Source organism: Planococcus ruber, from assembly GCF_022819085.1.
Classification (GTDB): domain Bacteria; phylum Bacillota; class Bacilli; order Bacillales_A; family Planococcaceae; genus Planococcus; species Planococcus ruber.
The window spans coordinates 20637-46174 of record NZ_JALHAG010000001.1; the positions used below are offsets into that span (position 1 = coordinate 20637).

The following is a 25538-nucleotide window of genomic DNA, read 5'->3' on the forward strand; positions in this document are numbered from 1 at the left end:
GAAAAACTTTATCAATCAGTGGAGGAGAGTTTTTATGCTAAATGAAATCATCAAGAACGCCATCCAAGAAAACAATGAAGAAATGATCGAGATTAGAAGAAAACTGCATAGCGAACCGGAACTTTCGTGGGAAGAAGTAAAGACGTCTCAATTCGTCTACGATTATTTGACTGCGCTCGGCATCGAATGCAGAAAAACGGAACCGACAGGCGTGATCGGGAACTTAAAAGGCGGAAAAGACGGAAAGACCGTAGCGCTTCGAGCTGATATGGACGCTTTATCCGTAGAAGAGTTGAATACCGATCTTCCATATAAATCAAAAGAGCCTGGAAAAATGCATGCTTGCGGCCACGATTCCCATACGGCAATGCTATTGGCAGCTGCCAAAGCTTTAGCGGCGGTTAAAGACGAAATCCCAGGAACTGTCCGCTTTATTTTTCAGCCTGCAGAAGAAGTAGCGACCGGCGCTAAAGCAATGGTTGAACAAGGCGCGGTGGAAGCGGTAGATGAGGTTTTTGGCATTCATATTTGGTCACAGATTCCAACCGGGGCAGTTGCCTGCAACCCGGGACCGTCTTTTGCTTCTGCGGATATCTTCAAAGTCCACTTTAAAGGGCAAGGCGGACACGGGGCAATTCCAGAAGATTGCATCGATGCAGCAGTCATTGCTTCATCATTTGTGATGAACGTCCAGTCCGTTGTGTCACGCACCATTGATCCGCAGCAGCCGGCAGTTGTAACGATCGGGAAAATGATTGTGGGCACCCGCTTCAATATCATTGCGGAAAACGCTGAGATTGAAGGAACAGTCCGCTGCTTTGATGCTGCAACTCGGGACCACATCGAAAAACAGCTGGAAGTATATGCAGCCAATACAGCGGCGATCTACGGCGGAACTGCAACCGTTGAATATATTCGAGGAACTCAAGCGGTCATTAATGGAGAAGAAAGTGCCCTATTTGTTCAGCAAGTAGCCTCTGAAGCCTTTGGTGAAGCTTCTCTATATAAGGAAAAGCCAACGATGGGCGGGGAAGATTTTTCTTTTTATCTCGACGAAGTGCCAGGGAGCTTTGCTTTAGTGGGAAGCGGAAATGCAGAAAAAGATACAGAGTGGGCACATCACCACGGCAAGTTCAATATCGACGAAGAGGCTATGGCGACTGGAGCTGAATTATATGCCCAATATGCGTGGGCATACTTGACTAAATAGTAGAATAGGAGGCACAAATTTATGGCTTTGGAAAATCCGCTATTCGAAGAATTAATGAAAGACTTTGATAGCCGGTTGACGCATTCAGGGATAGACGGAGAAAGAGTGGCAAGCAGATTATACGAGCTGTCGCATATCGGCTATACCCAAATTGGCGGCGTAAAGCGGCCGGGATTTTCAGACGAAGAGAAAAAGGCTAAGTCGTTGGTGAAAAAATGGATGGTTGAAGCGGGTCTGGATGTCACAGAAGACGGAGCGGGCAACATTAGAGGCCGTCTTGCTGGGAAAAACTTAGAAGCGAAAGCGATTGCCTCCGGTTCTCATGTAGACAGTGTGCCGAATGGAGGGAACTTCGATGGACCTCTTGGCGTTTTATCCGCTTTGGAAATAGCTGAAGCATGGAAAGCAACAAATTACGTTCCAGAAAAGCCTTACGAAGTCATCGTTTTTTCAGATGAAGAAGGTTCCCGCTTCAACAGCGGCTTGAGTGGAAGCCGAGCGATGATCGGTGCGATCGACGATAAAGAAATAGAAGGGCTGCGTGATTATAATGGAGAGAGCCTGGAACAAGTATTGACGCATTATGGCAGCAGCCTCCAACAATTCAAAGAAGCGAAACGAGATATTGAGGAATTGGAATTGTTTGTAGAAGTGCATATTGAGCAAGGCAAGAAATTGGAAAAAGCGGATCAGCCAGTAGGCATCGTAAGCGGAATTGCAGGGCCAGCTTGGCTGGAAGTCGAGTTTATAGGCGAAGCAGGCCATGCCGGCAATACCCCGATGATCGGGCGAAGAGATCCGCTGGTTGCGGCTGCTGACTTTATTCAACGGATTCCTGAATTTCCGGGAAAAATCAGTGAAACCGCTGTGGCAACAGTCGGCAAAATGGAAGTTCTTCCAAACGGCATCAATGTGATTCCAGAAAAAGTGGTGCTGCATGTGGATATCCGGGACATTTATGAAGAAACACGGGATGCTCTGCTTAACCGCATTATCGAGGAAGCAGAGGACATTGCGAAGAATCGGGATATCCAGCTCGCGATTAAACAGAACACGAAGATAAAACCGGTGCCGATTGAACAAGAATTGCAAGCGCAACTCGCAGATTCTCTGAAGGAGTTCAGCATTGAACCCGCCTATATCCCAAGTGGGGCGGGACATGATACCATGATATTAGGCCGCCACATTCCGGTCGCCATGCTATTTGTCAGAAGCAAAGACGGGATCAGCCACAATCCGAAAGAATGGTCATCCTTGAATGACTGTATTTACGGGATTCATGTGTTAAAAAACTTTATTGAAAAAAAGATGGGTGAAACCATTACAAATTCTAATTGAAATTAACTTGTTCAAATCCCGCTTTCAATGAAAAGCGGGATTTTTATTTTAAATAATACAAAAATTTAAACTTTGATGTCTATTTGATGGGAAACAGGGTATATATGTAAAAGAACAATAATAATAGTAAACTTCTGGGAGGCGATAAGATGGTATCTGCATTTAACCAAGTGTCTGATTCTCGTGCTTTTACGGAGCATAAGATCTTAAAGAGATCGAGAGATTGTTTCACAAACGAGTCTGAACGGATAGCTGATACAGGCGAAAAGTTTATGAAGTATTTTATCAAAAACGCTACAAATGAAGGAGTATTATTTAAGACCATCAAAGAGATCACGACTGAGATGAATACACCGCACCAAACATTAACCCGAGTTTTAAAAACTTTGGAAAACAAACAAATCATTTATCGCCGGAATGGCATCATCGGGCTATGGAAAGATTAAAATAAACTCCCTCTTCGAAAAAGAAGAGGGAGTTTATTTTGTTAAAAATGCTTTGAATGCCTCCAGCCTGAAAATATATGATGAATAGTTCATTGAGACTATTTAAAGCCCTTTAACTGTTTATTAAGTTGTTTTCAAAGTCTAAATGCTCAAGGGATAGAAAGAAAATTTCATTTTTTTTTGAAAAAGTGTGGATAGAACTAATATTTTATGATATAAATGAACTATAATTATCTGAATTTTTAGAAATAAACAATTATTAGTGATTCGAGACTACTCCCCTGTTCCAATCCTCTGCTCCAAAAGAGCAGCCGACTGAGCGAATTTCCAAACTTTAGCGGTACAAGTTAAGCTATTGTATCAAAAGTTCAAGGAAAGATTGGATTCTGCCCTCACCTCTCTTTTATCATTTTTCTGGTGGAACTTAGGTTGGATTGATTGGATAGAAGGCTGAAGAGAAGCGCTCCGCATAGAGATAAACGTGAACGGAAGAAAAAGACGAATTTTTTAGTTGAAAACAGGGGTGAGGAGAATGTTTGAGGTTGTATCCATACATGACCATATGCGCTGGGAAAAGATACTGCATCTTTTTCAGGCATCCGATATCTATTACACAAGCCAATATTTTTTAAGCGCCATGAAACTGGATCCGGGAGAAGCGCTGATGTTTTACTATATCGATGAAGAAGGGGAAATCGCCTATCCTTTCATCAAGAGGGCGATTGAAGGACAATCTTCAGCTTATTTTGACATTACTACGCCTTTTGGCTATGGCGGTCCTTTAGTTAGAGCGGTCAAGAATATCCCGTTATTGATCCAAAACTTTCTTGCTGTCTTCTCAGAATATTGCCGGCAAGAAAATATCATTGCCGAATATATCCGTTTCCATCCGCTAAAAGGGAATGCCGAACTGTTTAAGGAACATTTAAACTTGCTGCCTATTTATGAGACCTTTACTCTTCAGATCGATCCCGGTTCAAAAACTTCCTCCGTTCAGTCAACCGAGCAATGGGAGAACGGCTTTGTCATAAAAAAGTTGGGAACAGTCCGGCATATGTTTGAGTTTCTGGTGCTCTATTATTCAGGTGTCAGGAGAAAAGAAGATGCGGACAGCTATTATTTTTTTACCAATGATTATTTTGAAGCACTCATTAGTTCCTTAGGTCCGAACCTGCATTTGTTTGGTGCTTATCACGAGAATAAATTGATTTCTGCTTCCTATGTGATGACTTTGGGCGACACCATTTATCATCATCTTGAAGGGAAACTGAAGGAGCCTGAATCCTTGGATGCGACGAAAATGCTTCTAATGAAAATAGCGGAATGGGGAAGGGACAATTATTATCAATTCTTTCATCTTGGCGGTGATTATTCCGAAGACCAAGAAGAAAGGGCCAGCATAAAAGAAGAAATAAGCAATATGCCAGCTTCCATGTTTTATATTTGCAAGAAAGTGCACAATCGTTCGGTTTATACACAATTGATCTCTGAAGAAGAATCCGATGTGATAAAACGCTATCGCAATTTATAAGAAAAAGAATGCCGGATATTCGAACGTCTATCTATTACGGGGGAGGGCTATTTATGAGATACTTGCAATATAAAGGATTAGTTGAACGGGAATATAAAAAGTCTTTGAGAAAAGTGATGCATGAATTATGTGTAGAAGAAGGGCTCACTGCATCCGAAGGCGCTAAAAAACTCGGGATTGCCAAGGAAGTTTTTTCCTATTGGCAGCGCTACTATCGGATGGAGCCGAGACAGGTGCTTTTTGATCAAACGATTGATAGTCTGGAAGGGCTGCAAGAGCTATATGCAGTTGATGCAGAGGCTGTGGATTTTTCAAAGCCGCTTCAATACGAAAAAGAAGAATCCATCAAAGGGCTGGAAGAACTGATCGAAAGAATGATCGGCTATTATAAGTTCCTCCATTACAAAACGGAAGGATTGGCAGCAGAGACAGCCAATTTGCCTTTGTATGAATTCAGCTATGGCGTCGTTGAACGTTATCGCAGCGGAGAGCTGCTCAGGGAAGTAAAGGAAAAGGCAGTTGCCGAAAAGTAAAACTAACGAGACAGGATTGAACCAGATGCAGGCGTTTACAGTAAAAGTCATCGAATTGATTGCTCAGATTCCAAAAGGGAAAGTGATGACCTATGGACAAATCGCAGCCTGTGCCGGAAGCCCGAGAGGCGCACGGCAAGTTGCGCGGCTCCTCCACAGCATGAGCAGGAAACACGGATTGCCTTGGCACCGGGTCATCAATGCCCAAGGCAAAATAGTGCTACAGGACGAAGAATCCCGTTTTGCCCAGCTTCAGCTCCTTCAAGAAGAAGGCGTCGAAGTGGCGCAGAATGGGATTGTTGATTTGAAGAGATATCGCTACGATCCGTTGAAATGATTTTGAACTTCTCTCTAAGCCAATGGCATATGTGAGTTTTATTTTTTTTGAGAAGGGGTACAAATAGTACAGTGGCTTTTTACAAGAAAGGATTTTACGAATGAAAAATGAGCATAAACCAGTTATTGGGATTACAGCACGTGTAGAAAAAGACCAAATGTATACATTGGATCCGGTTTACGGACAGGCAATCCTGCAAGCAGGCGGCTTGCCTTTAATCGTTCCGATTGTGGACGAAGAAGATATTCCGTTGCTTTGTGAACGATTGGATGGATTGATTGTGACGGGGGGCGGGGATATTAATCCGACGCTTTATGGAGAAGAACCGCATATTCGCTTAGGAGCCGTTTATCCAGGAAGCGACCAATACGAAAAAGAGTTGATCTTGAATTTCCTTGAATTGGATAAACCTTTTATTGGTATGTGCCGAGGCATGCAAATGCTGAATGTTTCACTAGGCGGAACCATCTATCAGGATCTGGAAGCACAATATGAAGGAACCTTGTACCAGCACAAGCAAATGGCTATGCGGACACACCGTACCCACTCCGTGACGCTTGAGGACGATAGCCGATTGATTAAAATCATGGAAGAAAAAACGTTTAACGTGAACTCGTTCCATCACCAAGGGATCAAAGATGTTTCGGACAAGCTGAAAGTTGCAGGGCGCGCAGCCGATGGATTAGTGGAAGCGCTGGAAAGCGAAAATCACCAGTTTGTGATGGGCATCCAGTGGCATCCCGAAGAATTTGCGCTGCAGGGCGATGAAGCTTCTAAAAAAATCTTTGAACGTTTCGTAAAAGAATGCAGAAAAGATAAAATGCAAAACCAGAAATAGAATCGAACAGTTAAAGTGAAAAGGCATGCGTCCAGTCGATACCGGGGCGCATGCCTTTTCTTAGTTTCTTTTGGTCTTAATAAGTGTCGAACGTACGGGCATCGGGTATGGAAAAACGAATATAGGAGGTGAGAAGAATGAATCGGATTTTTAGCATATTGGTAATCATCACCGTGCCTTTAGCCATCATTGGTTCGTTTCTGGAATGGCCGAGTATCGTGATGTTTGTCCTCTGTTCCCTCAGCATTATTGCTTTATCCAGCTTTATGGGGCGTGCGACTGAAAGTTTAGCGATCGTCAGCGGGCCGCGTATCGGCGGTTTGTTAAATGCTACATTCGGCAATGCGGTAGAACTGATCATTTCCGTTTTTGCGCTGCAGGCGGGATTGGTTGGCGTCGTTCTAGCCTCTTTGACGGGATCTGTTCTTGGGAACCTTCTACTTGTGGGAGGGCTGTCTTTCTTCTTGGGAGGCATTAAATTCAAGAGACAGAAATTCAGCGTCCATGACGCTTCGCATAATTCGGGATTGTTGATATTTGCGGTTGTCGTCGCGTTTGTCATACCTGAAATTTTTTCGATGACCATGACAGATCGTGAAACCATTCAATTAAGCGCCGGCATTTCGATTATTATGATTCTATTGTATTTAGCAGGATTAATTTTCAAATTGGTTACCCATAGAGGCGTATATACACATTCGGACGCCGATGTGGAAGAAGTGCGTGAAGAACCCGAATGGACGAAACCAAAAGCTATTATTATTTTATTTGCTGCCACGTTAGTGGTCGCTTTTATTTCAGAAAACCTCGTCCATACGTTTGAAGAAGTCGGCGAACAATTCGGATGGTCTGAACTATTTATCGGTGTAATTGTGGTTGCCATTGTCGGCAATGCAGCAGAACATGCCTCAGCACTTATGATGGCAATGAAAAATAAAATGGATGTGGCAGTTGAAATTGCCATCGGCTCGACTTTGCAGGTAGCCATGTTCGTAGCGCCGGTGCTCGTGTTGCTTTCTTTGTTCATGCCTGTCCAGATGCCGCTGGTATTCACGATTCCTGAACTCGTCGCAATGATCACAGCGGTATTTCTTACGATTAACGCAACGAATGATGGAGAATCCAATTGGTTCGAAGGCTTGACCTTGCTGGCTGCTTATTTAATTATGGGCATCGGTTTTTATTTGCTGTAAATAATATGCGACTTTCGACATATTCTCCCTGATCTTTAAGGAATCATGGTAAAATAAATACATTAAAAAAAGGCGGTGGTTTCCATAGGAACTATATCTTTAAATGACAAATACATTCAATCGTTTGTAGAAAAAGATGAACTGACGGCTTTACAAGATTTCGTTGAAAGCGCCCACAAAAAAATCCATGAAGGAACGGGAGCAGGTGCTGATTACCTTGGATGGCTGAACTGGCCCTCTACGATGGATGATGCAGAAGTTTCCCGCATTGAAGAAACGGCTTTAAAATTGAGCAAGGATGTCGATGTCCTGATTGTCATCGGAATTGGCGGCTCGTATTTGGGGGCCAAAGCAGTGCAGGACTTGTTGAGTCCGGCTTTCGGCCGCACAGGACTTGAAGTGGTGTATGCAGGCCAGCACATAAGCGGCAGATACTTGGAAGAATTGCTTGCTTATATTGAAGGCAAAAAAGTGGCGGTTAACGTAATTTCGAAGTCAGGTACAACAACAGAACCAGCCATCGCTTTCCGGAAACTGAAAGCATGGATGTACGAAGCATACGGTGAACAGGAAGCTGCTAGCCGAATTATCGTAACAACGGATGAATCAGCTGGAGCGCTCCGGAAAACGGCGGATGAAGCAGGATATGTTTCTTTTGTCATTCCAGGTGACATTGGCGGACGCTATTCGGTATTGACTCCGGTAGGATTGCTGCCTTTGGCGGCGGCAGGCGTTGATATCCGCCAGTTGCTAAGCGGAGCAAAACAAGCAGAGGCGGACTTGATTTCTACAAATTTAGAGGAGAATGCAGCTTACGCTTATGCAGCTTACCGCCAAGTGTTAAATGCGCGCGGCTATTCGACGGAAGTCATGGCAAGTTTTGAACCGGCGATGGCTGGCATGAACGAATGGTGGAAGCAATTGTTTGGCGAAAGTGAAGGCAAGCAAGGAAAAGGGATTTTCCCGGCATCCGTCATTTATTCGACCGATCTGCATTCGCTTGGCCAATACTTGCAAAACGGCCGGCGCATGTTATTTGAAACGATGGTCAGCTTTACGGAAGACCAGCAGCAAAGCCAAATTCCTTTTGATGAAGAGGATGGGGATGGCTTGAACTATCTGGTGGATAAGACCTTGCATGAAGTGAATCAGCAAGCCCTGAATGCTACCGCAATGGCCCATCATGACGGAGGAGTGCCGATTCTGCAATTGGAGATTCCGAAACTGGATGCCTATCATACAGGATACTTGCTGTACTTTTTCATGAAAGCTTGCGCCATGAGCGCTTACCTTTCGGGCGTGAATCCATTCGATCAGCCGGGAGTAGAGCAGTACAAACAAAACATGTTCCAGCTTCTTGGCAAGCCCGGATACGAAAAATAAAAACAAGCAAAAAGCAGCTGCCTCATTTTGAAGGCAGCTGCTTTTTATGATTTATGAGAGATTATGCTTGGAATTTATCTTTTACAGACCAAGGTTCAGGAACGCGATGCTGCATAGCTACATCTTTACGAATAGACCAGGGTTCAGGGACACGATGCTGCATAGCTACATCTTTACGAATAGACCAAGGTTCAGGAACACGGTGTTGCATAGCTACATCTTTGCGAATAGACCAAGGCTCCGGAACACGGTGTTGCATAGTGACGTTATTTTCGCTTGGATTGACGAAGGCAGTAGCAGAAAGACTTGTGAGAATTAGTGTTGAAGCCAAGACTAGTTTAGACAATTTCCTCATTGAATTCACTCCTATTTAATGGTAATAAGATTCTTATAAGCCAAACGTGAATTATTAAAGGCAAAAGACGAGTCTTTGTACCTTTCTTGATTATAGTATAGATTACCCAATAATCCATAATAATAACCAATTTCATAAAAATTATCATTTACACTTAAACTTGGCAAAAAAGTATTTACAACTAAGGATTCGAATTGATCATATTCGCCATTTAAATAATGGGACAAACAGAAGAATTCCATTATAGCCTCTTTAAAAGCATGATTAGTCGGCAAATTTAAATTAAGGTGCTTTTCAACTACTATTTCCTCGCCCTTCATTTGCCATTTAAGAGCTTCTTCAATATTTTCTAACTCTATATTACACTTTATTATTAAACAATAACTCAATAATATATCTGCAGTATATTCGGCGGGAACAAATTCCAATGCAGCAGTTACATGATGAATACTAGCTTCGAAATTTTGAAATAGAAAGTTCGAATAGCCTACATTAAATTCTGTAGTGAATCTCAAAATATCAATTTCAAGCTTTCTACCAATTGTTAATGCGTTTTTAAAATGTTCAGTAGCTATCTTGAAATTACCTATGCGCTGTTGGGTCATCGCTATATTTAAATGGCACTCTACAATACGCTTTGGAACAAATTCTTGCTGATATATTTTTAAAGCTAAATCTGTGTATTTAAAAGCTAATTCAGTTTCCCAACATTGAGAAGAAGAAATCCCAATAGAATAGTATAGATCTCCTAGCTCAGAAGGAGAAGTAGTAGAAGGTGCAATTTTTTCAGCCATCAGGTAAGTTTTCAAAGCTGTTTCATGGTCGTTTAAAATATAATGGTAGTTTCCGTTATATTTATGGAAAAGATAAAATTGCTCTTGATTCATGAATTCTTTGAAACGTTCCATCTCTTTTAACTTCAATTCTGCGGTATCTAAATCCCCTATAACGATAAAATACCGAATTTGTTGGATGCTATATTCTAATTCAATATCTTCATTCACATGCAGCAGTGGGTGATCTTTAATGTCGGAGTATTGCTCCATGATCTTCCCTTTATTCTGAGGGTGGACTAATGAAGATTTAAAATTTTTAACCAAAACTTTTCCGACTGGATTGTCTTTAGGAGCCAGTGGAATTTCGAGTTTTTTGCATAATGCTTCTAAGTCAGCCAAAGAAGGTTCTTTTAAACCGGATTCGATCTTTTTCAATTCCCTGGGAGAGAGGATACCGGAAGCAACTTCCTCTAAGCTGATTTTCTTCTTTAATCGATGATATTTCAGGCGCAGTCCAGTGTCCATTGATTCTCTCCTTTCCGTTTGAATGGGCAGAACTTCAAGCATCCATGTAGGAGAGTTTCTTTCCAGCTTTGACGTCGGTTCCGGGAAGTAGTGCATAGAAAGATTGTTAAGTACTATAGTTTCCGCCTCCACAACTTATATTATACGAAAATGCAATATCCTAAATCCATGATATCATCAATTTTCAAAATATACTGCCTTTTTAATACCTATTTTTTGTAAATTAAATATAAAGGAAGAATGACCTAGGTAGAAAATTAGTAATTGGATGAAATGGTTAATATATCAAAAATCTTTTTCTCGGCTTTTATAATAACATATTAAATAAATATTAAAATGATTAATTTCGCATTACATAAATTAAAATAAAAAATTTTCTCATCGTTTATAGAGAAGAAATACCCGTAAAATATACCGTCTTGTTTAAGGTGTGGATGGGAAGGGGAAAGCAATAACAAATACATGGATGGAGGTTTTGAGGATGGCTACAGATAAAAGAGTATTAGCGGTTGTTTATTCTGAAAATGATTTGCTCCACAAACTTGAAGAACTCAAGAAAGATGGATATGAAGAAAAGGATCTCCACATTCTTGCAAAGGATTCAGATCGCCTGGACGGCCTTGAAGGCGGAACCGATCTGGATGTACAAAAAGCGGGTTCTTTTAAAGATAAATTCAAAGGTTTCATAACAGGTGAAGGCAGCGTGCTTGGTACGATTAAATCTTTAGACCTTTCTAAGGAGGAAACCGAACGCTATACAGAGGATCTCGCGAAAGGCGGAATTTTAATCTATGCAGATGAACGAAAAGGCATTGAAGATGTTGTAGGCGAAAGCGCTTTTAAAGACCGGGAGGGAAATCCTGTGGAACCTTCACAAAATGAATTTGTGAATTCGGTGGATAATAATTTCGATGAGCAAGAAGACCGGTTTGCACGGGGAGAAACATTCCAGCAAGATCCGACGCTAATGAAAGATCCGCACCATGTGTCTTTCAGTACCCAACAAAAGCCGGAAATTGAAAAAGAGCGCGGATCTATGTCGACTGCTGAAAAACATTCATCCAGTGACAAAAAATACAAATAAGATTCCTGGAGTTCCTGAATGTTTCAGCAAGCCTTTTTACCGGGTACACAAAACAGTAAGACGATAAACAGGAGGCTGAAATAAATGGAACCTACAAATCGCGAATTTATTGTGCTTTACAGCCAGGAAGAAATGCGCAGCAAAATAGAGGAACTGAAATCCCAAGGCTATCGTGAGGAAGATTTTCACGTGCTGGTTGATGATGGAGCAGTTTTAAATGCAGAAGACACCAGCCGTATTGATGTACATGAAACAGGTACATTGGGGAATACATTTAAAACGATGTTTACTGGAAAAGATGCAGTCAGAGAACAGCTGAAAAAAATGGAGCTGGAAGAGCGGCAAGTTGACCGCTATGCAGAAGATTTGGAAAACGGAGCGATTTTGCTATACATGGATAAATCGCTAGCGAAGGGAGATCGAAATACAATGGCTTTTAATGAAAAAGAAAATCATGGAAAAGACGAAATCTACACTTCTGAAGTTTCGCGTGAAGAACAATACGGTGTTCCGGGATATCAGGATGAAGCGAAAGATTCGCGTGTCAAAGGCGAAAACATCCATCCTACGACCGGATCTGAAACAGCTGATGAAAGCAAACCGAAAGAGAAATTGATGGAACACGAACCTGGAATTGCTTCAGGCGAAGGAAGCGGCCTTTTGGATCAGAAGGACGGCGTGAATCGCAGAGAAGACGAGCAGTCTCCTGGAGTTGATCCAAATTTAGGGCCGGCACCATTTGGCCGGGATTCGGAGGAAGAGCATCTTTTAAATGATACGCCTCGACGCGACGACTACGAACATGAACAGAATCCAAGAGATGGCCGTAAGCTCCATGAAGACGTGGAGAAAAAGACGGGAACTCCTCCAACACCCAGACTATTTTAAAAGAAAGCAGCCTCATTTAAATCAATGAGGCTGCTTTTTTGATTTGAACTGATAAATTAGAATTCCGAGAATTGCCGCAATCGCAGCAGGGGATGCCCATCCGATGCCTTGTTCGTAGAATGGAAGAAAGCCTAATTTTTCGTCGATGAAGGCAAAGCGAATGCCCGCCGCTTTTAAACCATCCAAAATACTAATGATTCCGGTCACGCTGAGCGCCATTGCGTAGACAAACGGCTGCTGGCCAAAACTGCGGTCAATGAACGATAGCAGTACCAATACAATAGCGACCGGGTAAATCATCAAGAGGACTGGCAATGACACAGAAATCAACTGGGTTAAGCCGATATTAGCAATAATTGTGCTGAACCCTGCGAATAGGAATACATAAGTGACGTACGAAAATTTCGGGAAGATTTTATTTAAAAATTGGGCCGTAGCTGAGACTAAACCGATGGAAGTAGTCAAGCAGGCAAAGAAAATAGCTGCCGCCACAATCATCCCGCCAAATTCTCCGTAGAGGACTCTGGAAGCCAAAGCGATGATGGTGCCGCCGTTATCGTGGAATCCAACGGCTTCTACACTGGTCACCCCGATATAGCTTAAAGAAAGGTAGACTGCCGCCAGCCCCGAAGCGGCAATAATCCCGGCAAATACTGTAGTTTTTAAAATGCTTTTCTTATCTGTTACGCCTTTTGCCTGAACGGACTGGATTATGACGATGCCAAAAACGAGAGCAGCAATCGCATCCATGGTTAAATATCCTTGGAGGAAGCTTTCAAAAAATGCTTCCGTCTGATAGCTGCCCACCGCTTCACCAATTTGTCCAAGAGGAGTGATGAGGCTTTTCACAGCAAGTGATCCGATGATCAGGATTAAAATGGGCGTCAATATCTTGCCAATCCGGTCGACGAGCTTCGTTGGATTTAAGGCGAATAGCACAGTGATGGTAAAAAAGACAACACTGAATATTAATAAGGGCCAAAAGGATTTCTCCATACTTTCTGGCAGAAAGGGGAATACCCCGATCTCAAAAGAGACGGTAGCCGTCCGGGGAATTCCGAAGAAAGGCCCGATGGCCAGGTAAACGATAAAGGTGAAGATCAAACCGAAATATGGATGCACTCGGCCAGCAATCGTTTGCAAGTCACCGCCGGCCTTCGCAATTGCTAATATACCCAGTAGAGGCAGCCCGACTCCGGTTAGCAGGAAGCCGAAAATCGCAATGCCGATATTTTCTCCTGCTAACTGTCCTAGATAAGGCGGAAAAATAATATTGCCGGCTCCTAAAAAAAGTGCGAAGAGCATAAGGCCGACTGTGATGGACTCTTTCAACGTAAGCGTTTTCTTTTGCATAATAAACTCCTTAAGTTATCTGTTTGCATAGAAATCTATTATAGCTGAATTCAATAAGTTTTGAAAACTTAATCTAGATTAAATAGATAGATAAAAACAATTGCTTGGAGGAACTTCGAGTGGGGCAAAATAAAAGCCATTTCAAATTACATTGAAATGGCTTTGCGTTCTTATGTTTTTGATAAAGCATGTAAGGTATTTTTGGCGGTTTGCTGAACACTGATGCACAAATCTTGTTCTGCCAAGCGCTTTAATGTGGAGAGTGGAGTGACCGGGTTTTCTGCAACCGCTTTTCGCACTTCAGCATGTTGATCGAGGGATAAGTCAACAAGCAATCCTACACAAGAAATCGATTTGGCTAGTTGGGCACGATTTTCATATTCCATTTTTAGAACATCTGCTTCATCCCAAGGCGACCAGTCACGTAAGCTTGCATAAAAATCGATATTGCTATCCATTGTTTAGGCTTCACTCCTATAGTGAATTATTTTTGATTTATAAGAATATTATATCATATATTATTTAAAATGAAAGAGATTTAATGAGGCAGAGGGCTATATTAACTATTAATACTTATTAAATAAGGGGTGCCATATTTCTTATGGAACTATTTATTTTCTCCTTTTCACTTTTTATAAAACCCTTTAAAACAGGTTATTTTGAATTACTTTATCCATACGCACATTTAAAACGATTTTTCACATTTTACATAACTGTATTTAATAGGGAATATTCTAAGAAGAATACATCAAAAGAACCTTGTAACAAATATTTACATATAGTATATTGGGGTCAGGAAATTGAAAGGAATGTTTCTTTGAAAAAATTATCTTTTATTTTGTCTCTAGTGGTTGGTTTGGCATTGGTTATTTCTTTACCGATTTTTAACACAAAAGCAGCTGGAAGCTTTACGGATGTAAACGATCGCTATAAAGAAGCGGTTGGCCATATGGTGGATCAAGGCTATACGAAAGGAATTAGTGCGACTCAATACGGCACGGACAACCAAATCACTCGTTTGGACGCAGCCGTTATGATTGCAAAAGTTCTCGGGTTTAAAGAATCTTCAGCTGTTCCGTCTACCGGCTTTACCGATGTGCCAGATAACCGGGCTTGGGCCGTCAACGCGTTATATCAAGCAGGCGTCATCAATGGAAAAACTGCAACTTCGTTTGGCAGCTACCAAAATATGACGCGCGGGGAAATGGCAATTGTCTTGTCTTCCGCTTATCAATTATCTGCCAGCTCGGATTCGATTCCCTTCACTGATGTCAATCCGCGTTATATAAGTGCGGTTGCGGCTCTTGTGGAAGCGAAAATAACGAACGGAAAAGGCCCGACAAAGTTTGGAACAAACGATAATATAACACGTGGAGAATTCGCCATCTTCATCTTCAAGGGAGACAATCTTTCGAAAGATATGACCCCGCCGGAAGTAATATCAGTGGATTGATATTTTTCTGAAATTTGCACTTTTAATGGTTGTGATTAAGGATAGGTATGGTAAAATAGAAATTGTAATTAACCTGTTTTTACTATAAAAGTGCAATGGCTTGGTTGAAGCGAGAAAAGGAATCCACAATGTTATTTGTGGATTCCTTTTTTTTGTGGAAATTTAAATGGTGCTTAAAAATATAGTTTAAGGAGTTATTGGATGAAATTTAAAAAGTTACTGACTGTGTCTTTGGCCGCGGGATTACTATTGTCAATGCAAGTAAAACCGGCAAGTGCAGATATGCTGTCGCCCGGCGTGAATTATGTAAATGAAAGCAAAAGCGTATCGGGAAAAGCCCAACGCATTAACCGAATGACGATTAATATGAATGCTCCTTATACGACTATCAGCATGGGGATATCGAATCCGTTCACGGCCTTATCGACGACTACGAGCCTGAGCCGCTTACATACGAAAGAACAAAATCACGTAATTGGCGCAATTAACGCTTCGCTTTTCACTTTCGAATCGGGGCTGCCTACTTACTTATTGGCAGAAGGCAATAACATCGTTAATTTGGGGGCTGTTTCAACAAACTATAATGACTTTATGCATACCCCAGCCGCTTTTGGCGTTACGGCCGATAACAAAGCGAAAGTCGGAAAGTATAATCTTTCTTATACAATTACGCATAACGGAAAATCTTCAGAGCTAACTTCCTTAAACAGGGAAAGAGAACGCGGGGAAAGCATCCTCTATACTTCAAGCTGGCCGTATGAAAACACACGGACTAATAGTACCGGCCTTGAAGTGGTGGTTTCCACTTCTTCTTCAGTTAATACGGGCAATGAATTCGGGGAAACGGTTCCCGGAAAAGTAACGGCAATCCGCCCTTATGGACAATATACAAGTGCGACGATTCCGAAGAATGGCTATGTTATTTCAGCTGTTGACAAAGAAGAAGTCGATAAGATCCGTGACTTGAAAATCGGCGATGCTGTCGGATTGACGGTGGATGTTGAAAAGCAATGGAAAGGATCGAAATTCATGCTGGCGACCGGCCCGCTGCTTGTCCAAAATGGTGCAGTGGATCTGTCCATTGATTTGAACAGTCCCCGGGTTGCGCAACGAACAGCCCGAACAGCTGTAGCGACGAATGCCGACGGTTCAAATGCTTATTTTGTAACAGTGGATAGTGGTATCACTGGCAGTTCAGGAATGACTTTGACTGAATTCGCAAGTTATTTGAAATCGATCGGCGCATACAATGCGATCAACCTGGACGGCGGCGGCTCTACTACCATGGCTGCCCGGAAGTACGGCGATAGTTTGCCGACCTTAGTGAACCGGCCGTCTACGGGCTATGAACGAAAAGTTTCTGCCATTTTAGAGGCAGTCAGCACTGCTCCATATGGCGTTGGCACTTACGTGACCGCTTCACCGAAACAAGCTGGAAGCATTCCGGTAGATTCGGCGCTTGGATTCAAAGTGGATAAAGTGCTGGACCAATATTACAATACTTTGCCGATTGACCAGGCAAAATTGAAGTTGATTTCAGTTTCTGGAGGCATTGGAAAAATTGAAAACAACCAGTTCATCGCAGTTAAAGAAGGCAGCGGAACTGTTTCTGCTAAATATGAAAATGCATCCATCACGATTCCGGTCACAGTAAGCCCTAAAGTATCTGATAAACCGGTGGCATTAAGTGCATTGGACTCAACAAGCGGTTTATCTGCCGAAGCGGTCCGTGCTACAGCAGCAATTTCTTTGGAGAAATCAATTGCACCAAAGCAGGGAAGCGGTTCGGTTAAATTAGACTATGATTTCACTTCCTATAAAGACGGCGTTTCAGCAGCTTACTTGAAGTGGAACAGCCCTTACCAAATACCGAATCAGCCGAAGCGAATCGGTGCATGGGTATATGGAGACGGGATGAACCATTGGCTCCGCGGTTCTTTGACCGATGCCAACGGCAAAGAAGTGGTCATTGATTTTACGGCGGAAGATAAACTGGATTGGGTTGGATGGAAATACGTTGAAGCGAATATCCCGGCTACTGCCGCAGCTCCTCTCAGTTTAAACAGAATCTACGTGGCGGAAACGAAATCGACGAAGAAGACGAAAGGTTCTGTATGGATCGACGGCCTCCAAGCCCTTTATACGGCCGACAAGACGGTTCAACAAAGCTTTGTCCCAAATCCATCTGTACGCATTGAAAAAGCGGATAAAAAATTCACGGTGACTTTTTCGCAGCCTATGAATCCGGAATTTATTCACGGGAAGTATGTGTATGTGGAAGATCAATACGGGGTACGCCAGGCAGTGACAGTTAAAAAAGGTGCTGCGCCAAACCAATTAATTGTGGAAGCGCCTGCTGGCGGCTATAAGAGCGGACAAAATTACCAATTGATTGTCACGCATTTTGTACCAAACTCGTCAAACATCAAAATGGTGAAAGACCATCTTACTGAATTTAAAATCCAATAAGAAAAAGCTCAGCATAGCGCTGAGCTTTTTTGTTAGGTGTTATTTTGGAACCCGTGCAGTCCATCGGGACAAATCGGGCTCTTGGATTTGAAGCATTTCTTTCGGGAAAATGAACGTCCATGGTTTAGACGTATTGGCTTTAACTTCAAGTTTATCAAGCTCGAACGATCCGGATACGATTTGCTGCCCGGTTGCATCGAGCACTTCAAGCGGCAATTTCTCTAATTGGATATGCTGGGTATGCCCATTCCGAATAAAGACTGAAGCGGCTAAATTCCCTTCAGGGGTCAATTTTGACTGGAATCCAGTGATATTGACTTCTCTTGGATTTAAAGCGGGCAATTCTTTCACAATCGCGCTAAGTGCTTTTTTTTGTTCTTCCGGGAGTGCTTCTTCCCAAGCTGGATCAAGGTCCAGTGAGTGGGGGACTAAAGATTGGACATTAAAGGCTAACGTCCAGTTTTCTGCCGGCACTTCGAGAGCTTTGATGTTCGCTTTTTCGAATTGGAATACCCACGGCCGATTTGATAATGCCGGAATGGCCCCGAGCGTTGATAAATCGAATTCTTGTGCTGCAAGTACTTGGCTGTCTCCATCTAGTAGAAGAAGTTCAGCTTTTCCTAAAGTCATCGGGCGGTCTAAAGAAGAACGGAGGAATGCTTGAACATTCCAGTTTCCCGTTCTTTTGTCCATTTCAATATCGATGCCGGACAGCGACAGTTGGTCTTTCTTCAGCGGCTGCAAATCATTCGACAAGAATTTTAATACATATTCCTGTTCTTTGCTGATCTTCCAGTCAGGAGAAATGGAAAGCGATGTATGAATATCGCCTTCAGTATCTGTCTGAGAAGCCGTGCCTTCTACGACTTCGGTAGAAGAGATGATGGCATCACGTCCGGTTTTTGTTGTCTTATTGAAGAATGAAAAAATACTCATTCGATTGCCTCCTTCTCTTCGTTCTCAAGCATGTGCAAAAAGCCCAGTAATTCGGATGCGATTGAATAACGGAGATTTTGGAAATTGCCTGCAAAAAGTTCCAATCCTTCACGCTGGTAAATCCGCATCGGATCTTCTTGTTGGTAAGAGCGCAAGCCAATTCCTTCTTTTAAATGGGACATGCTCTCTAAATGCTTAACCCACATTTGGTCGATATACGATTTCATCACAAATGGGATCGTGGCCATGACGCGTTCGTTGTCTGCATAGGCTTCGATCAATTCATTGACGGAATCCAGAACCGGTTTTACGGCAGCATCCACTTTTTTGCGTTTATCCAATTTAACTGAAAGTGCCACTTCCGGCCCGAGCAATTGCTGCAGCGAATGTTCCAAATCCCGCAGATGGGCAGCTGTATAATCCTCGTCTTCCGGCAGCGATTCCGAAATGATGAAGTCGGCAGCATCAGCCACTATATCTTTTAAGAGGTGCGTGTTTTCATTGCCGTTCAAGACCCGATTGCGTAGACCGTAGACAATTTTCCGCTGTTCGTTGATGACATCATCCAGCTTTAAATTGTATTCCCGCATAGAGAAGTGGGAGCCTTCTACGATGCGCTGTGTCCGGTCTGTCAATTCGTGGACGTCTTTGTTCGTAATTTCCCCGTTTTTGTCGGTGGTCATTTTCTTCATGAATTTTTCGGTTTCTTCTTTTGCGAAACGTTTAAACATATCGTCTTCCAGGGAAATAATAAATTCAGTTGATCCCGGATCTCCTTGGCGGCCAGAGCGTCCGCGCAATTGGTTGTCGATACGGCGGCTTTCGTGTTTTTCTGTGCCGATGACATGCAAACCGCCAATGGAGGCTACGCCTTCGCCAAGCACAATGTCCGTTCCGCGTCCGGCCATGTTCGTAGCAACCGTAATATGGTTCAATTGCCCTGCTTGGGAAATCAGATGGACTTCCTGCTCGACGCTTTTAGCGTTTAGCAATTGGAATTCCAGATTTTCCGCTGCGAGGTAATCAGCGACCATTTCAGATTGCAAAATGGAGGTGGTTCCGACTAGGACCGGCTGGCCTGTTTTATGGCGTTCGCTTACTTGGCGAGCAACTTCTTTGTATTTTTGATCAGCTGTTTCGAAAACCCGGTCCGGCATATCCACACGTGCCCGCGGATTGTTCGTCGGAACCTGGATCACTTCCATGCCGTAAACTTCCATGAATTCTTTTTCCTGCGTTTTCGCGGTTCCCGTCATACCGGATAGAATCGGGTACATACGGAAATAGTTCTGGATGGTGATTTGCGCTTGTGCTTTGTTTTCATCCGTGATTTCCACTTTTTCCTTTGCTTCGATCGCTTGATGGAGGCCATCTGACAAAGTACGGCCTTCCATCGTACGTCCGGTGAACATATCAACGAGCATGATTTTGTTGTCTTTGACAATATAATCGACATCGCGCTGGAACATCACGTGCGCGCGGACGGCCATGATTACGTAATGGTAGAGGGTTTGGTGCTCCAATTCGTACAGATTATCGACACCAAAAGCTTTTTCCACCTTTTCAATGCCTTTGTCTGTGAGGGAAGTCGCTTTTGTTTCAGCATCAAAATCATAATCGACGCCTTCTTTAAAGCGGGCAGCTAAGAGTGCGCTTATTTGATGGAGTTCTGCGCTCGCTTTTGCTTTTCCAGCAACGATCAAAGGCGTTTTTGCCTCATCGATCAAGACGCTGTCGACTTCATCAATGATCGCGTAATGGTAGGGGCGCTGAACTTTATCTTCATTCGTGCCCGCCATATTATCCCGCAAATAATCAAATCCGAATTCTGTTCCAACTCCATAAGTGATGTCGGCTTTATAGGCAGTTTGCTTTTCGTCAGTATCCATTAACGGCAGATTCAAGCCAACAGTCAATCCGAGAAAACGGTGGATCTGTCCGATTTGGTCAAAGTCCCGCTGCGCCAAATAATCATTGACAGTGATGACATGGACGCCTTTTCCTTCAAGCGCCCGTGTATAGGAAGGGAGGGAAGCGACAAGCGTTTTCCCTTCGCCAGTCGGCATCTCCGCGATGTTTCCTTCAGCCAGCACGAGGCCGCCGAGCAATTGCACATCAAAATGGCGCATGTTCAACACACGCTTCGATGCTTCACGGACTACAGCAAATGCATCCGGAATAATCTTTTCGATTTTCTTTCCATCGGCTAATTGTTCGCGGAAAGAAACAGTCATGTTTTTCAATTCTTCATCGCTCATGGATTGATAGTTTTCTTCCAAGCGATTGATTTCTTCAACAATTTTTTTGTATTTTTTAAGTTGTCTTAAATTCGGTTTATTAGAACGCTTGAATAACGTTGCCATGCATAATAGTCTCCTTTATGTACATCCATTGCTACTTGATTATTTTATCAAACTTTACCAACAAACTCCACTTAACAAAAAGGAAACCTTTTGTATTTGCGGGCGTCTCATAGACTGAAGAGCAATAATGCACACATAAATACTTTATTTCCTGTAGAGACATGCTATAATGAAATTGGATTTATATGTTGAATTAGAAGTTTTAAGGAGGAAAGACATGCTATACCTTACTTTGGTTTTGGCATTTATCGCTTCAATCGTACTTACTCCCATTGTAAAGCGAATTGCCTTTCGCGTAGGAGCAGTCGATCGGCCTAACTATAGAAAAGTTCATGCGAGAATTATGCCGCGTTTAGGCGGATTAGCAATATTCGGCTCATTTGTTATCGGCTATTTCATTTTGCGTCCGGAAGAAACAGTTTCGAATGCAGTGGATGCATCTTTTATCCCGATTTCAACCGCCATCTTAATCGGCGCCGTGATAATTACAGTTACCGGTGTATTGGATGATATGTTTGAAATCACTGCAAAAGCGAAGCTTTTGGGACAATTGGCTGCAGCTGCCATCGTTGTAGTAGGCGGGGGACTTGAAATCTCATTCATCAACTTGCCATTCGGCGGAGAGTTGGATTTTGGTTACTTCAGTATTCCGCTGACGATTCTTTGGATCGTGGGTATAACAAATGCGATCAACTTGATTGACGGGCTTGATGGATTAGCGGCAGGAGTTTCAACAATTGCGTTAATTACACTGGCTATTATGGCCTTCATCATGGGTGACCCATTTGTTATGTCGTTGGCTGCGATTTTAGCTGCCAGTTCAATCGGTTTCCTTTTCTATAATTTCCATCCCGCGAAAATCTTCATGGGGGACACCGGAGCTTTATTCCTTGGGTTTATGATTTCGGTTCTCGCATTGATGGGCTTCAAAAACGTAACAGTCGTCGCTTTGATTATTCCAATCATCATGCTTGGCGTACCAATCTCAGACACGTTCTTTGCCATCGTGCGGCGTGTGCGTGAGAAGCAATCCATTTCAGCAGCGGATAAATCGCATTTGCATCACTGCTTGTTGAATATCGGATTCTCGCATCGCCAAACGGTATTGATCATCTACGGCATTGCCGCATTATTCGGTTTGGCTGCATTATTGTTCTCCCAAGCTACCTTATGGGGAGGCATCCTGCTGCTCAGTGTCATGTTGATTGCGATTGAATTGTTTGTCGAAGTAGTGGGGTTGGCAGGAAAGAATTATCGCCCACTGATCAATCTAGTGAAATTTATCGGAAAGTAAATAGGAAAGGCGCGATAGCAGAGTTGCTATCGCGTCTTTTTTGTTTGTTTCAAAAGAAAAACCGCAGCTTTGGCTGCGGTTAATAATCTTCTTCTACGTTTGTGCGTTCAGCTAAATTCGTGTCGCTGTTGTCGGACAAACTAGATGTATCAGGTTTTAGCCCTAAATGGCTTTGAAGAATATCTTGGACTTCGAGAAGGGATTCTTCATCCAACTGCCAATAATAGATGCCTGTTGACATATCGTCATACCCTTTTAATGAAAGCGTATCGATATCAGGTTTGCCATTTTTCGCATATTCGAAAAACGACTGCATATCTCTGAAAGTTAAGTTGGTGCGCATATTATCTCCGATTGCATCAATAACAGATCCGTATTTAGTAATGGAAGTTGCGGATAAAGCTTTATCCATAATGCTTTCAATCAACATTTGCTGGCGTTTGCCGCGCTCAATGTCATTGTCGTAATGGCGGGTTCTTGCAAGGGCAAGAGCTTCGCTTCCGTTCAATTCTTGTAAACCTTCTTTTAGGACAATCGCGCCGTGTATATCATTCTCATCTTTTTCTTCTAAATCGTATGGTACTTCTGCTTCGATTCCGCCTAAGGAATCAACAACTTCGATAAACGCTTGGAAATCCATGCGCACATAGTAATCGACTGGCACTTCCAGCAATTCTTCTACACTTTCAATCGTGGAACTAGGCCCTTCAAGTGCGTATGCATGGGTGATTTTGTCTTTGTATCCAGCGTCTGGGATATAAGTGTAAGTATCTCGAGGAATACTGACAAGCTTGATTGATTTGTCTTCGTTGTTTAAAGTGGCAAGAACTAAGGCGTCTGAGCGGATGTTGTGATCATCTTGATCCCGCGCTTCACTGTCATCTACACCGATAAAGAGAATCGATATATTATCATGCAGCGGTTCGACTTGTTCTTCCCTTAAATCTGACATTTCACGGTCTCCAGCGGTTTCAAAAGCGCGATCTGCTGCATTTTCCGCTTTCTTGACGAGGTAAATGCCGAATGCGGATCCACATATGAGCAAAGATAAGGCCAATGTTACGATTATTTTAATCGCTGTCCGTTTTTTGCTCGATTTCGACTTGCGATAACTTTTACGGTTCATGGTTATAACTCCTCTAAATTAGGAATGGGCTAACCGAGTATTCAATTCGGGTCGATCCAATCTTACTATGATAGTAGACGCATGACAATAGTCTAAGTTGCATGCATACTCTGATTCAACCTATTATACAGCGAGTTGAAAGATACGTAAACGAAAAAAGATCAGGATATTTTGAATTCAAGAAATTCTTTTTCCTGGCACACGATCTTTGCCTGTCCGTTCGTCATTTCGTTGATCCAATCGCTAAATTGCTGTTCTTGTTCAACAGGTACATAAATCAATAATTCAACGCCTTCCGTGTAGAGAATTTCCTTTAAAGGGAAGTCGGATTGACGAATTTCATTTTCTATTTTTCCGAGCCAAGTATAGTCGACTTGAACGTTCATCAGGCAGTGGAGCCGCCGTTCCACTACGCCGGCTGCGGCAATCGCTTCTGTGGTCGCTTTTCCATAAGCGCGGATCAATCCGCCTCCGCCAAGTTTAATGCCGCCGAAATAACGGGTAACGACAACGACCGTATCTTTTAAACCTTGCTTCTTTAAAACTTCCAGCATCGGAACTCCCGCCGTTCCGCTCGGTTCTCCGTCGTCATTCGCCTTCTGGATTGAATCATGTTCGCCAATCATGTATGCTGAACAATTATGATTGGCGCTTTTATGCTGCGCCTTGATGGAATCGATGAATTCCAATGCTTCTTTTTCTGTTTCTGCTCTTTTTGCGTGCGCAATAAAACGGGACTTTTGTATTGTAATTTCCGATTCTTTTCCATTGCCGATGGTTTTGTAATTTTCTCGCATTTTAGAGCCTCCTGGTGTAAAATGTAATCAGATAATTTGTAATGTGTTTTTAACATGGCCTTGCTTATAAAGTGATATACTTATTACAGCTGTGGCAGGCATAAAGGTGCAAGGATTTTTCTTCTATGTATAGTTTAGTATAGCTAAGGCGGTTTTATAATGGCTAAAAAATTCGACGTGAAAGCATTAGACTCCATTTTTGACGAAGTAATGGACAAAATGGAACGTTCCAAGCAGGATATTTTCGTCATAAGTGAACAAAGTCGCCAAAGTTATGAAGATATGAAAAACGAACTTCAAGAAGTGCGAACAAATATTGCACGTGTGATAAAAACGGGAGACCTTCTGGAAGAAAAGACCCGTGCTGCACGCAGGAGGCTTGCCGAAGTTTCTCAATTCTTTAATTCATTTACTGAGAGCCAAGTCAGGCAAGCTTATGAACAGGCTAATGAATTACAGGTCAAGTTGTCAATCAATCGTTCTGAAGAAAAACAATATCGCCAAAAACGCGACAGCTTGCAGCGGCGCCTCCAATCATTGCTTCAGACAATTGAACGTGCGGAATATCTGGTCAACCGTTTGAACGTTACAATGAATTACCTGACTTCAGATCTTGAAAAAGTTGATGAAGCAGAGGACAATGTGAAGCTAAAGCAAGATTATAGCCTTCGGATCATCGAAGCGCAAGAAGAAGAGCGGAAGCGCTTGTCACGCGAAATCCACGATGGTCCGGCTCAGATGATGGCGAATGTGCTTTTGCGTTCAGACTTGATTGACAGGACGTTTCGTGAAAAAGGTCCTGAATTGGCATTCAAAGAAATCACTTCCTTAAAAGAGATGGTAAGGGATGCCTTGACTGAAGTAAGACGGATCATTTATGATCTGCGTCCGATGGCTTTAGATGATTTGGGATTAGTTCCTACATTAAAAAAGTATATTGATACGACAGAAGAGTATAACAAAGGAACACGTATGAATTTCCAATCAACAGGAAAGGAAGTGCGGCTTCCCAGCAATTACGAAACGGCTATTTTCCGATTGGTTCAAGAAGCCATTACCAATGCAGTTCGGCATGGGAAAGCTTCTGAAATTGATGTGAATGTTGAATGGCTGGAAAAACAGGTGACCATTATCGTGAAAGATAACGGTTCAGGATTCGATAAAAGCATCGTGAAAAGCCAATCTTTTGGCTTGATGGGCATGAAAGAACGGATTGAATTGATAAATGGAGATTTTATCATCAATTCTTCACTAGGAAATGGCACAGTACTGATGTTTATTATTCCATTAACTCTAGACAGTTAAGATAC

Annotated in this window: 23 protein-coding genes; 15 read left to right on the forward strand and 8 right to left on the reverse strand. The window is 42.6% G+C overall.

From position 1 onward, the window contains the following. The first annotated feature begins 34 nt into the window (after positions 1-34). The 9 genes from MTR82_RS00110 (at position 35) to MTR82_RS00150 (ending at position 8809) form a co-directional block, all read left to right on the forward strand. On the forward strand, positions 35-1210 hold the full coding sequence (locus MTR82_RS00110; RefSeq protein WP_052650910.1) for an amidohydrolase: 1176 nt from the start codon (positions 35-37) through the stop codon (positions 1208-1210). Between the two features lie 21 nt (positions 1211-1231). Beyond that, positions 1232-2548, forward strand: coding sequence for a M20 family metallo-hydrolase (locus MTR82_RS00115; RefSeq protein WP_246807314.1), 1317 nt, complete (start codon positions 1232-1234; stop codon positions 2546-2548). Positions 2549-2697: 149 nt separating this feature from the next. Then, positions 2698-2994: a replication/maintenance protein RepL gene (locus tag MTR82_RS00120; protein WP_052650912.1), complete on the forward strand. Its 297-nt coding sequence runs from the start codon at positions 2698-2700 to the stop codon at positions 2992-2994. 532 nt (positions 2995-3526) lie between these two features. Continuing rightward, positions 3527-4525 carry a GNAT family N-acetyltransferase gene (locus MTR82_RS00125; RefSeq protein ID WP_246807315.1) on the forward strand — a complete coding sequence of 333 codons (999 nt, stop codon included), beginning with the start codon at positions 3527-3529 and terminating at the stop codon, positions 4523-4525. A gap of 53 nt (positions 4526-4578) precedes the next feature. Next, the gene (locus MTR82_RS00130) at positions 4579-5058 is read left to right on the forward strand and encodes a hypothetical protein (RefSeq protein WP_246807316.1); all 480 of its coding nucleotides are present in this window, start codon (positions 4579-4581) and stop codon (positions 5056-5058) included. A gap of 25 nt (positions 5059-5083) precedes the next feature. Next, entirely contained in the window at positions 5084-5395 is a 312-nt protein-coding gene (locus MTR82_RS00135; RefSeq protein ID WP_246808533.1) for an MGMT family protein, read from the forward strand. A gap of 100 nt (positions 5396-5495) precedes the next feature. Then, positions 5496-6233 carry a gamma-glutamyl-gamma-aminobutyrate hydrolase family protein gene (locus MTR82_RS00140; RefSeq protein ID WP_246807317.1) on the forward strand — a complete coding sequence of 246 codons (738 nt, stop codon included), beginning with the start codon at positions 5496-5498 and terminating at the stop codon, positions 6231-6233. A gap of 137 nt (positions 6234-6370) precedes the next feature. Continuing rightward, positions 6371-7426 (forward strand): calcium/proton exchanger, encoded by a 1056-nt coding sequence (gene cax / locus MTR82_RS00145; RefSeq protein ID WP_052650916.1) that lies wholly within the window; start codon positions 6371-6373, stop codon positions 7424-7426. Positions 7427-7510: 84 nt separating this feature from the next. Next, complete coding sequence (locus MTR82_RS00150; protein WP_246808534.1) at positions 7511-8809, forward strand: glucose-6-phosphate isomerase; 1299 nt, start codon at positions 7511-7513, stop codon at positions 8807-8809. Positions 8810-8870: 61 nt separating this feature from the next. Here the strand turns inward: MTR82_RS00150 and MTR82_RS00155 are convergent, their stop codons facing one another. Next, a complete protein-coding gene (locus tag MTR82_RS00155) occupies positions 8871-9164 on the reverse strand; it encodes a hypothetical protein (protein ID WP_246807318.1) in 294 nt (97 codons plus the stop codon). Between the two features lie 11 nt (positions 9165-9175). After that, complete coding sequence (locus MTR82_RS00160; RefSeq protein ID WP_052650918.1) at positions 9176-10465, reverse strand: helix-turn-helix domain-containing protein; 1290 nt, start codon at positions 10463-10465, stop codon at positions 9176-9178. A 481-nt stretch (positions 10466-10946) separates the two neighbouring features. On the opposite strand from MTR82_RS00160, the gene MTR82_RS00165 reads away from it, so the two are divergent. Continuing rightward, positions 10947-11549, forward strand: a complete 603-nt coding sequence (locus MTR82_RS00165; protein WP_246807319.1) for a YflT domain-containing protein — start codon at positions 10947-10949, stop codon at positions 11547-11549. A gap of 84 nt (positions 11550-11633) precedes the next feature. Next, a complete protein-coding gene (locus tag MTR82_RS00170; protein WP_246807320.1) occupies positions 11634-12437 on the forward strand; it encodes a YflT domain-containing protein in 804 nt (267 codons plus the stop codon). Between the two features lie 21 nt (positions 12438-12458). On the opposite strand, the gene brnQ is transcribed toward MTR82_RS00170, so the two are convergent. Next, positions 12459-13790: a branched-chain amino acid transport system II carrier protein gene (gene brnQ, locus MTR82_RS00175; protein ID WP_246807321.1), complete on the reverse strand. Its 1332-nt coding sequence runs from the start codon at positions 13788-13790 to the stop codon at positions 12459-12461. A gap of 170 nt (positions 13791-13960) precedes the next feature. After that, entirely contained in the window at positions 13961-14248 is a 288-nt protein-coding gene (locus tag MTR82_RS00180) for a hypothetical protein (protein WP_246807322.1), read from the reverse strand. Between the two features lie 359 nt (positions 14249-14607). Between MTR82_RS00180 and MTR82_RS00185 the strand changes: the two genes are divergently transcribed. Together MTR82_RS00185 and MTR82_RS00190 are read left to right on the forward strand one after the other, a co-directional pair. Beyond that, positions 14608-15243: an S-layer homology domain-containing protein gene (locus MTR82_RS00185; protein ID WP_246807323.1), complete on the forward strand. Its 636-nt coding sequence runs from the start codon at positions 14608-14610 to the stop codon at positions 15241-15243. A gap of 201 nt (positions 15244-15444) precedes the next feature. Then, on the forward strand, positions 15445-17712 hold the full coding sequence (locus tag MTR82_RS00190; RefSeq protein ID WP_246807324.1) for a phosphodiester glycosidase family protein: 2268 nt from the start codon (positions 15445-15447) through the stop codon (positions 17710-17712). Between the two features lie 39 nt (positions 17713-17751). Here the strand turns inward: MTR82_RS00190 and MTR82_RS00195 are convergent, their stop codons facing one another. Further along, a complete protein-coding gene (locus tag MTR82_RS00195; protein ID WP_246807325.1) occupies positions 17752-18648 on the reverse strand; it encodes an accessory Sec system S-layer assembly protein in 897 nt (298 codons plus the stop codon). Then, positions 18645-21011, reverse strand: coding sequence for an accessory Sec system translocase SecA2 (gene secA2 / locus MTR82_RS00200; RefSeq protein WP_246807326.1), 2367 nt, complete (start codon positions 21009-21011; stop codon positions 18645-18647). The genes MTR82_RS00195 and secA2 overlap by 4 nt, the downstream gene beginning before the upstream one ends. A 217-nt stretch (positions 21012-21228) precedes the next feature. Between secA2 and MTR82_RS00205 the strand changes: the two genes are divergently transcribed. Continuing rightward, complete coding sequence (locus MTR82_RS00205) at positions 21229-22305, forward strand: glycosyltransferase family 4 protein (RefSeq protein WP_246807327.1); 1077 nt, start codon at positions 21229-21231, stop codon at positions 22303-22305. A 79-nt stretch (positions 22306-22384) separates the two neighbouring features. Here the strand turns inward: MTR82_RS00205 and MTR82_RS00210 are convergent, their stop codons facing one another. Continuing rightward, positions 22385-23431, reverse strand: a complete 1047-nt coding sequence (locus MTR82_RS00210) for an LCP family protein (RefSeq protein ID WP_052650928.1) — start codon at positions 23429-23431, stop codon at positions 22385-22387. Positions 23432-23592: 161 nt separating this feature from the next. Beyond that, positions 23593-24228, reverse strand: a complete 636-nt coding sequence (locus MTR82_RS00215) for a YigZ family protein (RefSeq protein ID WP_246807328.1) — start codon at positions 24226-24228, stop codon at positions 23593-23595. 159 nt (positions 24229-24387) lie between these two features. On the opposite strand from MTR82_RS00215, the gene MTR82_RS00220 reads away from it, so the two are divergent. Beyond that, complete coding sequence (locus tag MTR82_RS00220; RefSeq protein ID WP_052650930.1) at positions 24388-25533, forward strand: sensor histidine kinase; 1146 nt, start codon at positions 24388-24390, stop codon at positions 25531-25533. Positions 25534-25538 lie beyond the last annotated feature (5 nt).

Excerpts from the sequence above, each read along its gene's own strand:
- MTR82_RS00110 (WP_052650910.1), top strand. The coding sequence starts at position 35 with ATGCTAAATGAAATCATCAAGAACGCCATCCAAGAAAACAATGAAGAA.
- MTR82_RS00115 (WP_246807314.1), top strand. The coding sequence starts at position 1,232 with ATGGCTTTGGAAAATCCGCTATTCGAAGAATTAATGAAAGACTTTGAT.
- MTR82_RS00120 (WP_052650912.1), top strand. The coding sequence starts at position 2,698 with ATGGTATCTGCATTTAACCAAGTGTCTGATTCTCGTGCTTTTACGGAG.
- MTR82_RS00125 (WP_246807315.1), top strand. The coding sequence starts at position 3,527 with ATGTTTGAGGTTGTATCCATACATGACCATATGCGCTGGGAAAAGATA.
- MTR82_RS00130 (WP_246807316.1), top strand. The coding sequence starts at position 4,579 with ATGAGATACTTGCAATATAAAGGATTAGTTGAACGGGAATATAAAAAG.
- MTR82_RS00135 (WP_246808533.1), top strand. The coding sequence starts at position 5,084 with ATGCAGGCGTTTACAGTAAAAGTCATCGAATTGATTGCTCAGATTCCA.
- MTR82_RS00140 (WP_246807317.1), top strand. The coding sequence starts at position 5,496 with ATGAAAAATGAGCATAAACCAGTTATTGGGATTACAGCACGTGTAGAA.
- cax (WP_052650916.1), top strand. The coding sequence starts at position 6,371 with ATGAATCGGATTTTTAGCATATTGGTAATCATCACCGTGCCTTTAGCC.
- MTR82_RS00155 (WP_246807318.1), bottom strand. The coding sequence starts at position 9,164 with ATGAGGAAATTGTCTAAACTAGTCTTGGCTTCAACACTAATTCTCACA.
- MTR82_RS00160 (WP_052650918.1), bottom strand. The coding sequence starts at position 10,465 with ATGGACACTGGACTGCGCCTGAAATATCATCGATTAAAGAAGAAAATC.
- MTR82_RS00165 (WP_246807319.1), top strand. The coding sequence starts at position 10,947 with ATGGCTACAGATAAAAGAGTATTAGCGGTTGTTTATTCTGAAAATGAT.
- MTR82_RS00170 (WP_246807320.1), top strand. The coding sequence starts at position 11,634 with ATGGAACCTACAAATCGCGAATTTATTGTGCTTTACAGCCAGGAAGAA.
- brnQ (WP_246807321.1), bottom strand. The coding sequence starts at position 13,790 with ATGCAAAAGAAAACGCTTACGTTGAAAGAGTCCATCACAGTCGGCCTT.
- MTR82_RS00180 (WP_246807322.1), bottom strand. The coding sequence starts at position 14,248 with ATGGATAGCAATATCGATTTTTATGCAAGCTTACGTGACTGGTCGCCT.
- MTR82_RS00190 (WP_246807324.1), top strand. The coding sequence starts at position 15,445 with ATGAAATTTAAAAAGTTACTGACTGTGTCTTTGGCCGCGGGATTACTA.
- MTR82_RS00195 (WP_246807325.1), bottom strand. The coding sequence starts at position 18,648 with ATGAGTATTTTTTCATTCTTCAATAAGACAACAAAAACCGGACGTGAT.
- secA2 (WP_246807326.1), bottom strand. The coding sequence starts at position 21,011 with ATGGCAACGTTATTCAAGCGTTCTAATAAACCGAATTTAAGACAACTT.
- MTR82_RS00205 (WP_246807327.1), top strand. The coding sequence starts at position 21,229 with ATGCTATACCTTACTTTGGTTTTGGCATTTATCGCTTCAATCGTACTT.
- MTR82_RS00210 (WP_052650928.1), bottom strand. The coding sequence starts at position 23,431 with ATGAACCGTAAAAGTTATCGCAAGTCGAAATCGAGCAAAAAACGGACA.
- MTR82_RS00215 (WP_246807328.1), bottom strand. The coding sequence starts at position 24,228 with ATGCGAGAAAATTACAAAACCATCGGCAATGGAAAAGAATCGGAAATT.
- MTR82_RS00220 (WP_052650930.1), top strand. The coding sequence starts at position 24,388 with ATGGCTAAAAAATTCGACGTGAAAGCATTAGACTCCATTTTTGACGAA.